Raw genomic sequence first — 14,821 nt, forward strand, 5'->3', positions numbered from 1 at the left:
GTAAAATGGTGCAATAACGCTCATAGCAACCGTTACATTTTCAAATGAGTGAAAATAATCGAAATAGCCGCACCAGCAACCATTAGATCAGTCTTCAACAAGCAAGATACTGCCCGCCGGCTGCCATGCTTATCAGTTACGATCGACGTCACCGCATTGGGCAGCATTACTTTGAAATAGCAGCGGAAGGGGCCGCACCCATCAATAAGCGCCGCATCCTCCAGCCCATTTGGCAAACCGCGAAAAAATCGCGGGTCGATTAATCACTGAATCGGCTGATTGATAAAGCCAAGCTCATGTGGGACAGCTTGCATTGGTTCAATCGCCACATATTTCTGGGAGGCGTCGCCTAAACCGAAATAATGGAGCGGCACAGCAAATACCCGCTTCTCGAAGTCCTCCTGCAATTGCAGCTGCTGCTTCAGCATATAATCTGGATCGAGCAGTCCTTCCCGATATAATTGATTGGCAAATTAATGCGAGGATTTACAACGAACTTATTTAATTTATAGTTTTTGACTTGTGCAAATCAAGCTGAAACTAGTGTTCTTTTTCAAAAGCATTCGAATGCCATAAATCAGTTTGCCATGAATTCCAACTTCCATTAATCGCATGAGAAGCTTTCCAATTGTTGACTTCGCTATCAGCGCATGCTTGAGCTCTTAAAGCATAATTAACTAACTTAATATCATTTTGTTGAGATCTGGATTTGAGAAAGAAAGCCTCTAAACTGCCGTATAATGAAATTCTTCTAAAGATAAAATAATCTGAATTACTCTTATATAGATCTCTATTTTCATTGAAATTTATTATTAATTTTTTAAAAATTATCATTAAGAATATTTGGGGAGTTTTCTGTATTACTTATAAGTCCATATTACATTTGATCGAACGTCAATGTTTTATTATTGTCTGGTTTTTCAAGTCTAAAAACAACATTATAAAATGGGGAGTGTTTCTCTTATAATATTCATTCATTTCATTCCAAATATCACTAATATTATATTCTTTTAAATAAAAGCTAATTAGTGAATGTGCTCCGGTGAAACGCTGCAAATGTGTTATATCCCCAAACGATGTTTCTTTTATCGCAATAATTTTTTTATTCGGGCAATATCCATTAATAATTGTGGCATAACTGCCTTCTACTTCATTAATATATTCTTCTGAATATGAGTTTATAATAGTTTGTTCTCCATAAAATTGGCATGTTTAGATCTACCGTTTCTTTTATAAATGAAATAAACTCATGTGAACAACATGAGAGAGACGCTCGCTGATCTCTTTCCTAGCTGCTTATTCGTTCCCTTTGTAAGTATTTTCGGCGAATTTGTGTTTGCACAGTGTTTGTGCGAATACAGAAAACTCTGCTTTTTTACAAGTAAAAGCATCCTGCTGCAGGATGCTTTTACTTGCTATTTGTTTTTCATCTTCTCTAGCGTCTATAACTTTGCTGGATTACAATATTTGGATCAACATTTGAAATCTCTTCAAGCTCTTCCAATGTTAGCGGCTGCAAGTTTTCCTCCCACAATTTAAGCGCTGCTGGCGTCGTAGCCGTCGTCAGTTCAACAGCAATTTTTTCACTTGGTGAATTAATACCGTCCGCCAAATTCCAAATTTCGTTTACTGTCGTGTCATTCATGTTGCGAATAACTTGATTAAGCCCATTATGCAGCAATCTTTGTTGGATCTGCTCAGATAGCCACTTGCCATTACCAACTGGAGCATCATTGTTGCCTGCATTTCGAGTAAAGTTCACCCAAAAATCTAGCTGGTCAAAATCTACAGAAGGAAAGTAATGATTAATTTGAGCACGGTAAGCTGTATTCAACTGTTGATCAATAAGCGTATTGACATTCGTCCCCCATTGCAGCATTAACAACGGAATATAGCCTTTATATGATTCATAAAAAGGATGTGTGTTCATGTAAGGGTTAATGGCTACTCCCTTTAAAGCAATATTATTTTTCTTATAAAAGGACAGCATCGCATGTGAAGCCATCTCCCATAGATAAGCCGTTGCTTCATCCACTGCAGTTACAGACGGGACCTTCTGATCGATTGTATAAATATAATTGCTTTTCTGCTGCTCCAGAAGCCCGCTCTCCCAGTCTTTCAAATCGTGAAATACTCCCAGAGAGTAGTCATTGTAATCTTTTATTTTCACATTCATATTTGCAACATTTTGTGTAACAGATACTCCTGCAAAATTATAGCCCAAATAGATATCATTATTTTGCATCACCCCATCCACAGCGTCATCAATTAACACCTTTCTTACAAGACTTTCTCCGCCCGCTCCAAGCGCTCCCATAATCACAATATTTTTCACATTATGATTTTGCAAAAATGTAATATAAGCTTCAGGCAAATCAAGCAATTCTACCCATGCGACACCTTTACTTATTGATCCGTCTGCTCCAAACATACTATAGGAAGATATGCCTTGTTCGCTCGCATATTTGTGTATATCCTTTAGCTGCTGAACTGTATCGGCGCTTACTAAAAAATGTGTCGGCAGAAACGGCGCTTTAAGCACTCGCGACAAATAAGGAGCTCCAAAGCTGCCCGTACCGATGATGACGGTATCGAAGGAAGCGTTCGTGCCAAATTCCTGATCGTATAGGTCAACCGTTTGTTGCACTGAATCCACTAAGAAGGACGGAGTTGCATGAATCGGCGTCAGCATGCCGCCTGTTGTTTCCCACATATGGGATACGCCAGCCGCCAAGGAAGCAACTGCCTTCTGAACAACAACTCCTGTGCTCATATCACCATCCAGTTTAAATACGGGCAGACCATTATATAGCTCTTTATCTATGGTATAGACATATTTGTCACCTGGTGATGCAATCTGAAACGAGGAAATATAGTTTTCCCAAACACTTCCATCAGAAAATGAATATTGCAAATATACAGCATATGCGCCTGGTTTAAATCCCGTGGGAATGGTCCATATCGGTACATTTGTCGCTATATGGCTTTGCCCAGGCAACAAATCAATCTGCCCAAGTACCTGCTGCCCCAATAACAGATCATAAGGAGAAGTTAAGCCTGCTATTTTCACCTTAACACCAGTCAGCTCATAGGAATCAACCAAAGATTGATTGCTTAACGTATAAGTAAGCTTGATCGCCTCTCCTCTTTGATAAGAGTGCTTATCAATCGCTGTATCTGTTAACTGTATTTTTGAAGGAGAGGACATTGTACTGAGCAAATGACCATATACCTTGAAGTCTGTTAAATGAGCAATGCTATTGGCAGAACCACGAGTGAAATTAACTCTTATATACCGGGCTGCCGTGCTTATATCATATACGTCGCCTGCATTTGTTGCAGGGCTGTTATTACCTTTAATGGCGATCGGATACCAGTTTTCTCCGTCCATGCTGCCTCTGATGTAATAATGATAGAAACGCGATCCATCCACATAGGTTCGCAATACAATTTGCGAAATATGATGGGGCTGCTGTAGATCAATTTGCCACCAAGTATTTTTTCGTTGATCGCCGATAACGGAGCCCCAATAACCATTGTTAGTCGCATCTGCATCAACAGCAAATTCAGGCCCATGTCCAGCTTCCGAATCGAGCGCGGAAACAGGCTTGCCCACACTGATCAGCCCATTATTCGCACTAACTATAGTATTCGGTTCAGAACTCCATACTGAATAAGTCGTCAATAATAAAACGGCTAAAGCAATCATTATTACTTTTCTAAAAAGCATCTTCATAGATTTAGCACTCCTTCGTAATATACGATTGAATATGCAAACTGCTAACCTATCCTTTAATACCCGAAAGTACGATACCTTCAATAAAATATTTTTGCAACAACATAAATAAAACAATCATCGGCAATGTAGCCAGCATCGTACCTGCCATTAAGACAGGATAGTTAGTTGTATGCTCTCCTCTTAGCGACGCCAGTCCGGCAGCCAGTGTTAGTTTCTCTGGCGAATTATTAACAATAATAGGCCATAATAGGTCATTCCACCCTGCCAAAGCTGTAAAAATGGCTAAAGCTATCAACCCCGGCACTACAACCGGCAGCATAATGGAACGATAAATTCGAAAATGGTTACAACCGTCGAGCTTCGCCGCCTCCTCCAATTCTTTCGGCAACGTCATAAAAAATTGACGCAGCAAGAATGTTCCAAAGGAACTGAATAAGCCCGGCACGATCAGCCCCTTAATCGTATTCAGCCATCCCAAATCTTTCATAATCATGTATTGCGGAATAATAAAAATTTGATAAGGGATCATAAGCACCGATAAAAATAAAATAAAAATTAATTCACGGCCCGGAAACTTGATTCTAGCGAAAGCATACGCAGCCATTGAGCAAAGCAACAGCTGGCCAACAGTTCTTGCAGCTGCAACAATTGCCGTATTGCGAAAAAAAACGCCAAACGGCAAGTTAGTGACCGCCTCCCTATAATTTTCCCAACGCAAAACAGGCGGGATCAGTACGGGAGGAACAGACGTTGATTCTGCTAAAGATTTAAGCGAGGTTAAAAACATCCATACAAATGGAATAACCATTGCGAGCGCTCCAATAGTTAGAACAGCGTGCACCAGATAAACAGGCGATCTTCTTTTAATTACCACAGTCATATTCCCCCTTTCTACTGATAATGCACCCAGTTTTTCTGCAATTTTAATTGGACATAGGTCACCAACATAATAATGACAAACAACAACATCGCTATAGTAGTTGCATAGCCCTTATCTCCGGTCATGAAAGCATACTTATAGTACAGATATACAACGGTTTGCGCCGATTCCAACGCTGCGCTTTGCGGTAGCATCATAAAGATTAGATCGAACACCTGAAAAGCGCTAATTAAAGACATGACCGAAACAAAAAATAAAGTTGGCGTCAATAAAGGCACTGTTATTTTCGTAAATTGGGAAAATGCACTAGCTCCGTCAATGGATGCCGCTTCATAATACTGTGAGGATATGCCCTGCAACCCGGATAACAACAGTATCATATTCGTACCTATTGAGCTCCATACCGCAACAATAATGACACTGTATAAAGCTAGGTCGGGATCAGTCAGCCATCGGATCTTATCCATGGACAAAAATCCAAGCATATAGTTGATAATCCCGAAATCTGCGTGATACAGCCATCTCCATACCATCGCAATGGCGCTTGGCATTGTAACTACTGGCAAAAAATAAAGCATCCTATATACAGGCAACCCTTTAACTTTGCGCGCCAATAAAACTGAAATAACTGTAGAAATAATAATACTTGCAGGCACAGTAAGAACGGTGTATACAACTGTATTTTTTAATGCCAGCCACAGCTCACTATCCTCAATTAGCCGTTTATAATTATCAAGTCCGGTCCATTCGTATTTGCCAAAATCCCCCCACTTCGTCATGCTAAAATAAACAGACTGAAATAATGGCCATATATAGAAAATAAGCAGACCTATAGAGGTTGGAGCAATCATCATATAAGCCCAAAAATAATCATTTCTCCTTATTCGGCTATTCATCGCACTACTCTTCCTCTAGCGCTTTATTCATAAACTCTCCCAGTTGCTTAGCTGCGTTTTCAATGGATATTTGCCCTTCCCACGCTTTGCTAAACAGCTCGAACTCCTTGTCCTGCCACTTTGCTGTATTTTTGGAAACTGGAAGCGGCACAGCATAATTCGCTGCATCAACAAAGACTTGCAGATTGAATGCCGGAGCGGAATTTACCCAAGCATCCTGTGTATTCTTAAAGGCTGGTATCGTAGTGCCCGTGGAGCCAAGAATTTGCTGCGCCTCTTCAGAGGACAAATATTGAATTAACGTCCAGGCTTCATCGCTATGCTTAGTGTTTGCTGCCATTGCAAATCCAAGACCATGAATAATGGTTGCTTGCTTTTTCCCTTTTGGTAGATCGGTTACGTCCAGATCATCACGTATCGCATCGTTAGCGGAAAATTGTGACTGAATCCACGATCCGCCAAAATATAAAGCAGATTTTCCTGATTCAAATATCGTTACTCCTGGCGTTTCGCTAAGCTGAGAAGCGGTTGGCGATATGCCTTGTTCAATAAAATCAGTCCAAAACTTCAAGCCCTCTATTGCTTCTTGCTGATCATAGCCGGATGATTTTTTGTCATCAGATATTACAAATCCTCCATTTTGGTAGATCGTATTATAATAGCCGCCTTGATTCCATAAATCAGCTGTAAATCCATATATGCCAGCATCTTTATCTGTTAATTGGACTGCTGCATCTTTAAATTTTGCCCAGTCCCATGACGCATCAGGGTAGTCCAGGTTAGCTGCATCGAACATTTTTTTGTTATACCACAAGCCGATCGTGTCAAAACTGAACGGAATCGCATAGCAGGAATTCTCATAGGAATATAGATTAATTAAAGCTTGCGGATAATTTTCAAAACTCATGTTAGAGCCGTTAATTCTCTCCTGCAAAGGCATAATAATTCCATTCGATGCATACTTCACAAAGTTGGGACCATTCATCCAGAACACATCCGGCAAAGCTCCCCCAGTCGCTGCCGCCTCCATCTTCATCCAATACTGATCCCACGGCGTCAATTCAATCGATACCTCGATATTGTCATGCTTGGCATGAAATTTCTCCATCATCACCTCAAAGGCAGGTACAGCATTTTTGTCCCATAATCCTAAAGAAAGCTTGACTTTGTTTTTGCTCTCACCTTGTTTTTGTTCTTGATTATTACTTGGTGCAGACGACTCTTCTGTCTTGCCGTTACCATTTGATACTGTACCTGAGCAGGCTGCCAAAGCTAACAAAACCATGACAAGCATGAAAAAAACCAAAACCCCTTTTCTTCTAAATTGCATATCCCATTCCTCCATTTTATTGAATCCAGGTTTCGCAGCTCTCTTTTAGGTAAGCGCTTACAATTAAATTTTACTAAAATTCATGTAAATGTAGTGTAAATACAATGTAAACAAGGTGTAAAGCTTAGAATTTTTTTGTTCCATTAAACCTCCATGTATTTCATCTAGAATATTGACAACGTTTGCACCCTCCAAGACTAAATGTAAATGGGTTGTCCAGTTTTGAAGTTATTTACTAAGAATCAGGAATTAATTTCATACTTTACTGTAAACAAAAGTGATTACGGCATAAAAGGAACTGGCTGACACCCTATAATGGTATTTATTATTGCCAGCTATGGCCCGATCCATCATACGGTTCTCCCAATGTAAATCATTAAATAGTAGGGCATGCGAAAGGCAACAGTTTATGCAAATATTTTTAACCGTTCCTGAAGAATTTACTGTTCGTTAAATGAGAGTGGAGCATACCTACAAATACCACTGCGATTGAACTTTTAGCAATTTTGCGTACTCCCCATTTTGAGTGATCAATTCATCATGCGTGCCTGCTTCAACGAGTTCCCCGTTTTTCAGAACCATTATACGATCCGCTAACCGCGCAAAACATGCGATGTGAAATAAGAAGAGCAGCACGGCCGCCAGCCATTTCTAAGAAGTGCTTATATATATCCGCCTCAGCTTGCGGATCAAGTGCCGCGGTCGGTTCGTCAAGAACGAAAAATTCTGCTTCTTCTCTTATAAAGCCTCTAGCAATGCCCAGCTTTTGCCATTGACCTCCCGAAAGGTCATGCCCGCCGAATGTAGGACCGAGAACTGTGTCATAGCTAGAATCTAAAGATTCTATAAAATCTGCCGCTCCGCCCTGGACTGCTGCTTTTTTTATCGTTATAAGGTCGTTTACTTTTTCTATTTGCCCGAATCCGATGTTTTCGCGCGCTGTTAAGTGGTAACATGCATAATCTTGGAAAACGGCAGAAACAAATCCGCCTAGTTGCGCAGTTCCTTCTTGGGATGACTCCTGATTGTTAAAGCGTATTGCACCATTCGTTGGTTCATATAGTCCCAAAAGCAGTTTCACAAGAGTGCTTTTTCCTGCACCATTTTCACCAAGTAAAGCAATTTTTTCACCTTTCATAATTTCAAAAGAAATATTTTTTAGGACATGCCGACTATTTGAACCAGGATAAGAGAAAGAGACATTTTTCACCTCTATAATGCTTTTTTCTTGAGGTTCATTGGAAGGATTTAATATATCCATTGATAAGTTTGTCTTTTCTTTTTGTTCATTGTTAGTTATTATTACTTCTTTTCGAATATTGAGGAAAGTAAGTACATCCCCTAAAAATCTAAGATATGCCTGCTGGATCTCAATAGCAGTTCCAATAATCACCTCAATCCTAGACTGAAATTGGAACACTGCATAAATGACTGATACCGATGTACCCAGATCTATTTTCTCGGAACTTATAGTTCTAATCATCAGAAAATTGGTAATAATTCCGCAATGCTAACCATAATCTTTGTTTTACAGCTAGTTTAAAGGCTTCAATTCTAACCTCCTCAAAAGTGTTTTTCCATTTATCTACAATGTATTGTCCCAATCTATATAGGCGCACTTCTTTTACAGCATCACGTGTCGTTAATAGGCTCGATAGATATCCCATGAGCCGTTTTTTTGGTGTTCGAGCAAATACCAGTGAGTAACGTTCAACATTGTGCTTACGTTGAACCCATAGAACCGGAATACCCGCTGCCAACACTATAAAAGGTACAAGCCAGTGACCATTTATAGTTATAAAAATTAGACCAAGCAATGAAATTATCAATTGAATCACTTGAAGAATAGAAAAAAATAGGTTCGTAAACCCAAGTCCCATGCCTGTTTTAGCATTTTCTAATTTATTATGGTACTCAGGATCTTCATAGTAATTCAAGGGAAATCCTGCAAATATACAGGATCTTCAAGCCGTCACGGCTAAAAATGGGCTTATTTCCAATAAACCCTGCATAATCGCAGGATTTTTCAAAATTAGTGATAAAATTGGAAAAAATGATGTGCTTCATTTTTGAATCTTAGCTATGAAATCGTCGGACAAAAAGATCTTTTTCAATCTGCGAAAGTTGAGTATAAACAAAAAAGCTGCCGGCACTAGTCCGGCAGCTTTTGTTTCGATTGATTCTAACAGATTACACTTCAATATTTATTACCCGATTCTCCAAACGGGAACGGTCAGCGGCAAAACCGATTTGATGACTTAAAATCGATTGATCCAAAGAAGTGGAAGACAAAGAATGTTCTCCTCCCCGCAAGACGTTCAAGAAGTCAGCGACAAGCCGCATATCGCCGCCTCCGTGCATATCGGCCGAAACATCTAGTTCAACCCATTCTTCCGAATAGCCATCCATTGCTGAATAATCCGGATGACGGATGACAAAACGCCCTTCTTCCATAACTCCTTGAATCTCGCCCCGAGTGCCAATAATGTGAATCGAGCGGCATGGCCGCGAGGTTGCGCCCACAAGGTTATGTGTTGCCGTACTCCCGTCTTCAAATTCAACAATAACCGTTTGATGATCGACAACATCATTATCGCAACGCCATACACATCGACCGTAAGGATTGTCTGTACGAAGCGATTCCAGCTTCTCCGCCTCGCTGGACTGAGGAGAAAGATTCGTAAAATCCCATGCGTAAGCTCCCTGCAATCCCGGATCCACGTACATCTTCCTTGCCGAATAAGTACATTCGGCCTCAAGCGGACAATCTACCAGACAGCGCGTCCCCGCTCCTGCCGGCGCTTTCTCCGGCCTGAATTGCATCAAGCTGCCAAAGCTTGCCGCCTTGACTGGATGGACGCCGCTTTTCATCCATACAATCAAATCCAAATCGTGGCAGCATTTGGCCATCAGCAAGGTCGATTGACAGTTTTCCAAGCTGTTCCATTTGCCACGAACGAACGCGGTCGCCATATGGTGGTAGCTGACATTCTCCGTCGTCTGCAGGCTAACGATTTCACCTACTTCTCCGTCTTCGATCCTTTGGCGAATTGCTGCATAGAACGGTGCGTAACGCAGCACATGACCAATAACAACCTTACGGTTAAGAGCTTTTGCCGTCTGCTGCAGCTGAAGCACCTCCGCTTCGCTGACGCCGATCGGCTTCTCCAGCAGTACATCGTATCCGGCATGTAGAAGCGGCAGCGTCGTCTCTACATGAAGCTGGTCCATTGTCCCGTTAATAGCCACATCAGCCATTCGTTCCAAAGCCGTCAGTTCCCCGACCGATGCCCAGCAGCGATCTGAGCTAAAGCCGAATCGCTCTGCAGTTTTTTTACGCCGGCTGGGATCTGGATCGACGACACCGACTATCCTCAATTGTTCTGGGTGCTGTTCCGAATAAGAAGCATACAGCAAACCACGATGCCCCGCACCAACAATGATCGCCTCAACCGGCTGGCCCGCTGCTTCCCCAAAACGGTTCTTGTCCTTACTCATCTTCACTCACGCCTTTCATATAAAATTGAATTGCTTATTTTACTGCTATGCTGTCCAATTCGTACCAGCCATCGGAGCGTTTTCCTTCAATCGCCAAGCTTATGCCAGGTTCTCCGGTATCCGGATCTATAATAGAAACAAGCACCGTATAATTGCCTTTTACCAAATGCTTTGGAATGTGCAAGGAAGAGGTTACAGTGAACTTCCCGGGCAGCCATAGACGAATATCATTATCCTGTGCCGTAATGCTTTCCGGTACAATATTCCCGTCATGATCAGCCAATGCAAATGTTAATGGCCATTTATAATACATCGGAGCAATACCTTTGTTGGCCCAATCGAGTGTAATTTCAATTGTTTTCCCTGCCTTTGCCTTTGGAACGTGGGTAACCGATTCAATAACATATCTGTATCCCATCGTTTTTAATAGCAAATCCAAATTAGCCTGAATATTTTCTTCAACTGCTCCTATTGTCAGCCCGATCCATGAGGTATGACCGTCTCGCAATTGTCTTAACGTTTCCATAATTGCGCGGTCGTCCAATGATAATCTAGGATTGCCGCTATGAAACTCACCACCGGAAAAATTCGTTTTCCAAAAATCCGGCATAGCGGAATCCGCTACAATTACCTCACTTCGAGCAGCCAATTCCTCCGTGGTTTCCCCAGGTACAGGAGCAATATACCCTTTAATGCCATCCCAGCCTTGTTGCGTCCATTTCAGCCAATCATCCCCTGGTGCGCCAAACACATCATTAAATAGACCAAGCTGATGTTCTCTAGCAATCGGGAACGGTTTTCTAACTCCCGAGAGCTTATTCTTAAAATGATCAACATAATGCTGAATGTATTGATCTGAAATACTTACATTAGGGAATTTCCCTGCAAGATCCTCCGGCCAATTATGAAATTCTCCCCATTGTCCCAAGCTGCCGATCTGGATAAATGCGATTCGTGGATCGTTGTCATATCGCTCAGCCATTGCCTTGATTAATCGTTCATGCTCGCGGATGAGAACCGGGCTGCTGTAATTCGGTGCAAATCCGTTCCCGATATCCGGGGAAGCAAACCACTTTCCAGCGTTCTCCGCTCCTTCTGCTTCAACCAGTTCATCATAAAGCCAATCAGGGATGTCTTTACGATCAGGAGTATTGGTCCCAGTCGGATAAGTCAAAATAAGTCGTAAAATAACTTTTTTACCCCTATCTCCCCAATAGTTCAAATTGTATTTTGTTTCGATGCCTTCCCAATCGAACTGCTCTTTCACAGGCTCAATCTCTCTCCAAGTAATACCGGCATACATCAGGCTGTACGGCTGAGAAACATCACCCGAATGAGTCGTCCAAGGCACCCAGCCCATAAACGGATTATTGAGCGCTTCAAAGCTTTCACGAGGATAAAACGCTTTCGATTTATCCTTATTTTTTAATTGTTTATCAACAGTCATCATTTCCTGACTCTGTGCCGGCACAAGAAACGCATTTTTACTGACATAACCTATTTTTATCGCTTTAGAATTTTGCTTGTCTATCATATCCAGATACAAAGACATGTTAATAGAAGTCGGAGTAACTTCCATGTTCACCGGTCCGACTTCTTCCCACCTTGAATGGGCAGTGGCGGCAGTGGCATTATAACGGTATAACGTGTTGTATTCTACTTTATAATTCGTTCTCGAGTTCATCCAATGGGAACTTATAAATTCAGCATCGTCATCCATTACAGTATCGATATAGAACACATTCTGCGTATTCAAATTTTCCCCGGTCACCATAACGTACAATTTCTTGTCATCTTGCACAGCTTTTAGTTCGTAAGCAACGCCACTTGCTTTAGCTTCTGCATCTATCTCGGCCCAATCATCCGTAATGCCGTCTATAGCAATACGAAGGCCTGATGTCTTGACGGCCGCAGGAAGCGTGAAATCTTTGTCTGATGTCGTCGGAGGGGCATAATCACCGCCAATCCCCTGCGTCATACGAATGTTAGTAGTAACATCTGCCCACTGATTCCAATCGCTCATATCGATAATCATTTCCATCACTTGTTTTCCCTCGGGGGCAAATTCCGAGGTTATAACGGTTTGCGGGTCATAGGCGGGCCCCATCGATTCCCAGTTCCAGCCCGTACCTGTACTTCTCCAAGCGTATCCGTTTTGAATTAGGAAATCGGCGCCGCAGTTCGGATGCTGCCATCCGCTGTAACCTGTCTCCGTATTGTTGTCAACATTGATAAACAAATTTTTCTCAGCTGTAAAGTCCGTCCCGATTACGAGCACATGAAGATTGCTGCCCCTAACGAAGGCGTACAGTTCGTCTAGCACACCCGTTCCCTTGGCGAGCGGATTCAAGCCCAGCCATCTCGCAGGATCACCAGTAGCTTCTGTAATTGTAGGCAGTGAAGGATATACGATTGCAGGCAGGTAAGGTTCCGGCACTGGCGCCGGTATCAGCGTCTCGCCTGCGCTGAAGGCTAGTTGAATATTTATTCCCGCGGATAGCTCCAAGCTGCTGACAGGGACAGATACTTCAATCGTTCTTTCGTCCCCTTCGCCAGTTGCGGTGTAAGTTACATTACTTACCATATCCCACTGCCAATCATTTCCCTTACTCTTAAACAGCGTGTCTCCTTCGATCAGGTAATCCCCTCCGAATTCAGGCCATGCCCAGCTCTGAAAGCCCGTTTCGTGGGAATTGTCCGTATTGATAAAGATTCCGCCTCCCTCGATCTTTCCCGTAACAAGAATGTGCAGCATGCCGCTCACCATAACCGCGTACATCTTCGAGTGGAGATCAGCCGAAACAGCTACTGCATCGATCCCTTCCCAATTTACCTTTCCGTCTTCATGGAAGGAAACATCCGGACCGAAAGTTTCGTCAGCCGTATCTACTACTAACAGCGGCTGGCCGGCTTCGGGAAGCATGCTATTGCCATCCTTATAAAACCCCATGTTCATTCGCTGCGAGGACGTCAGTTCCAGCTGAGATATGTCCAGCTTCCCTTCAATCACATCGTCCCGCTTGACGATTTCCACCTTTCCGGCGTTCTCCCATTCGCCTCCCTTGTATTTAAACAATTCATCATCCACAATTTTATAATCCATCCCTGACGAATTTCGCCAAATGTCTACATGATATCCGGTTGCAGAATGGTTATCGGAATCTATATAAAAAGTAGTGCCAGGTACATTTAATTGACTTCCGGTTACTAGGAAGTACAAGCTTGTATCTATTTGCAGTGCTTTGAATGACGCTAAACTGCTTTTACTTGTTGCAGCGGTATGAACCACATTTCGCCATTCATCTGCTGCACCAGAGAAAGAATGCTTTGGTACCGATTCGTCTTTACTTAAAAAACTAGACTGCCGAACCGTGAAGTAGATGACCAGAATAACAATTGAGATGATAATGATACTGGCGATCACAAATTGCATTTTCAAATCTTTAAAAATACTGGAAGCCATTCTTTTAACCTCCCTATTTTTTCAAAATTCAGCTATTCTACCAAACCGGTTCTTTCTACACTTTCTGTAAAATACCGCTGAGCGAATAAATAAATGAGAAGCGGCGGCAAAATCGTTAGAAAGCTGGCTGCCATACGGATCGGATCGGCCATATATAGTGGAAGATTATACTTTGTAATAAATTCGGTAACACTTCCGCCCAGTTTTGTCATCTCCACGGCGAGCGGGACATTTTCTGCTGCCGTCAAAAACATTCGCGGCAAATAGGTGTCGTTCCATGTCCATACGAATGAAAACAGAAAAACGACGAGTATGGCCGGCTTCGCTAGCGGAAACATCACTTTGACGTAAAATCGAAAAGCATTCGCACCGTCGATTTTCGCCGCCTCCTCTAATTCCTTCGGCTGGGTCATGAAAAATTGCCGGAATATAATAACGAATAGAGCCCCTTTTGTCCCGAATCCAAACAAGGACGGCAGGACAAGAGAAATGGGATGATTAATCATATTGAGCTCGTTATAAGCAATAATGGTCGGCAAAATAATTACCTGCGGCGGAATAACAAAGGCGATAATCAGCAATACCGTGATCAGCTTTTTGAACGGCACATCAAGTCGGGCCAGTGCATAACCGGCCAGCCCGCAGGATAAACAATGAAAAACCGCAACCGCCACAGATACCCCTAAACTAATAAGAGTAGACTGCTCGTATTTTAAAAGCTGCCATGCTGTATCTATATGTCCCCAAAATATCGATGACGGGATCCATGTTACCATAGGGTCGAGCAGATCCTTGGAATTCATCACCATCTTGACCATCATCCGGAAAATAGGGTTCAAGTAGATATACGAAGCAGAAATGAACACAGCATACAAAACCAGTTTAAACAACAGTCCGTTATTGATCTCGCGGCCAAGCACCAAATACCGTATACGCCGCAGCCCCCGCCCGTATCCAACTCTGATGGAAGCCGTCTTGACTCTTTCCAGAATCCGGGTGGTTTTCATAGAGCACT

The 14,821-nt window shown here is 42.4% G+C and carries 12 protein-coding genes; all 12 read right to left on the reverse strand.

Features of this window, described 5'->3' with window-relative positions:
- Nucleotides 1-32: 32 nt before the first annotated feature.
- Complete coding sequence (locus V1L65_RS20755; RefSeq protein ID WP_331701162.1) at nt 33-236, reverse strand: hypothetical protein; 204 nt, start codon at nt 234-236, stop codon at nt 33-35.
- A gap of 27 nt (nt 237-263) precedes the next feature.
- A complete protein-coding gene (locus tag V1L65_RS20760) occupies nt 264-428 on the reverse strand; it encodes a hypothetical protein (RefSeq protein WP_331701163.1) in 165 nt (54 codons plus the stop codon).
- Between the two features lie 112 nt (nt 429-540).
- Nucleotides 541-834: a hypothetical protein gene (locus V1L65_RS20765; protein ID WP_331701164.1), complete on the reverse strand. Its 294-nt coding sequence runs from the start codon at nt 832-834 to the stop codon at nt 541-543.
- A 601-nt stretch (nt 835-1,435) separates the two neighbouring features.
- On the reverse strand, nt 1,436-3,736 hold the full coding sequence (locus V1L65_RS20770) for a discoidin domain-containing protein (RefSeq protein ID WP_331701166.1): 2,301 nt from the start codon (nt 3,734-3,736) through the stop codon (nt 1,436-1,438).
- Between the two features lie 49 nt (nt 3,737-3,785).
- Nucleotides 3,786-4,547, reverse strand: coding sequence for a carbohydrate ABC transporter permease (locus V1L65_RS20775; RefSeq protein ID WP_331701214.1), 762 nt, complete (start codon nt 4,545-4,547; stop codon nt 3,786-3,788).
- Between the two features lie 83 nt (nt 4,548-4,630).
- A complete protein-coding gene (locus V1L65_RS20780) occupies nt 4,631-5,515 on the reverse strand; it encodes a carbohydrate ABC transporter permease (RefSeq protein WP_331701167.1) in 885 nt (294 codons plus the stop codon).
- Between the two features lie 4 nt (nt 5,516-5,519).
- Nucleotides 5,520-6,845 carry an ABC transporter substrate-binding protein gene (locus V1L65_RS20785; RefSeq protein ID WP_331701168.1) on the reverse strand — a complete coding sequence of 442 codons (1,326 nt, stop codon included), beginning with the start codon at nt 6,843-6,845 and terminating at the stop codon, nt 5,520-5,522.
- 553 nt (nt 6,846-7,398) lie between these two features.
- Complete coding sequence (locus V1L65_RS20790) at nt 7,399-8,328, reverse strand: ABC transporter ATP-binding protein (protein ID WP_331701169.1); 930 nt, start codon at nt 8,326-8,328, stop codon at nt 7,399-7,401.
- Entirely contained in the window at nt 8,321-8,782 is a 462-nt protein-coding gene (locus tag V1L65_RS20795; RefSeq protein ID WP_331701170.1) for a hypothetical protein, read from the reverse strand. The genes V1L65_RS20790 and V1L65_RS20795 overlap by 8 nt, the downstream gene beginning before the upstream one ends.
- Before the next feature lie 253 nt (nt 8,783-9,035).
- Nucleotides 9,036-10,343 carry a Gfo/Idh/MocA family protein gene (locus V1L65_RS20800; protein WP_331701171.1) on the reverse strand — a complete coding sequence of 436 codons (1,308 nt, stop codon included), beginning with the start codon at nt 10,341-10,343 and terminating at the stop codon, nt 9,036-9,038.
- A 34-nt stretch (nt 10,344-10,377) separates the two neighbouring features.
- Nucleotides 10,378-13,806 (reverse strand): DUF4832 domain-containing protein, encoded by a 3,429-nt coding sequence (locus tag V1L65_RS20805; RefSeq protein WP_331701172.1) that lies wholly within the window; start codon nt 13,804-13,806, stop codon nt 10,378-10,380.
- A gap of 32 nt (nt 13,807-13,838) precedes the next feature.
- The gene (locus tag V1L65_RS20810; RefSeq protein ID WP_331701173.1) at nt 13,839-14,813 is read right to left on the reverse strand and encodes a carbohydrate ABC transporter permease; all 975 of its coding nucleotides are present in this window, start codon (nt 14,811-14,813) and stop codon (nt 13,839-13,841) included.
- Nucleotides 14,814-14,821: the final 8 nt, after the last annotated feature.

The organism is Paenibacillus sp. IITD108, from assembly GCF_036541265.1.
In the GTDB taxonomy this organism is placed as follows: domain Bacteria; phylum Bacillota; class Bacilli; order Paenibacillales; family Paenibacillaceae; genus Pristimantibacillus.